This is a genomic window from Methylobacterium sp. WL18 (assembly GCF_008040015.1).
GTDB classification, from domain to species: domain Bacteria; phylum Pseudomonadota; class Alphaproteobacteria; order Rhizobiales; family Beijerinckiaceae; genus Methylobacterium; species Methylobacterium mesophilicum.
On the sequence record NZ_VRVD01001154.1, the window covers coordinates 1 to 751 of the forward strand.

General features: G+C 74.6%; 1 protein-coding gene. It reads right to left on the bottom strand.

The genetic code is table 11. The features are described from left to right. Positions 1 to 751: hypothetical protein (locus FV228_RS31495; protein ID WP_147857948.1), on the bottom strand; the 751-nt coding region annotated here is incomplete at both ends.

The following is a 751-nucleotide window of genomic DNA, read 5'->3' on the forward strand; positions in this document are numbered from 1 at the left end:
GCCGCAGGGTCGCGAGCCCGGCGAGCACCACCACGGCCCCGGCGCCGATCGACAGCCCGCGCCCGAGGCTGCCGCCCCGGGCGAAGTACCAGGCGACCTCCGGGGGCAGGTTGGCGGACCAGACGATCAGGAACTGCACGAAGTGCATGAACGCCCAGAGCCCGAGCAGGACCACCAGGGGAACCAGCCGGCCGCGCCCGGGCGCCGTCCGGCCGCGGCCCACCGGCTCCGGCTCCTCCCAGGCGAGCAGGATCGCGGCTGCGAAGGCCAGCCCGCTCCAGGCGGTCATCACCAGCAGACCCAGCAGGGTCGAATCGAGCCGCGGGTCGAGGGAGGCGATCACGTCGGTGGTGAACAGCGTGCCGACCACCGCGTGGAGGCCCACCGCCGGCACGGTGCGGCCCTCGCCCGGCTCGTCGAAGGGCCGCGCGAACCGAATCGACAGCCAGGTCCAGGCGGCGAGATACGCGATCACCCGGGCCGCGAAGAACGGCGTGATGAACCAGAAAGCCGCCAGCGGTGTGCGGGGCGCCGCCCCGACCCACGGGTAGAGCACCGGCACCGCGGCGAGCAGGGGCAGCCCCAGCAGCGCGGCCACCGGCATCAGCGCCATGAGCCGGCGCAGGCCCGCCAGCATCTCGATCCCCCCGCGTTCGCGCACGCGCTTGCCGAAGCGTTCGGCCACGATCGTCACCGGCAGGGCGCCGACCGGCAGCGCCAGCAGGACGAGCCAGGCCGCCAGGTAGGAGGA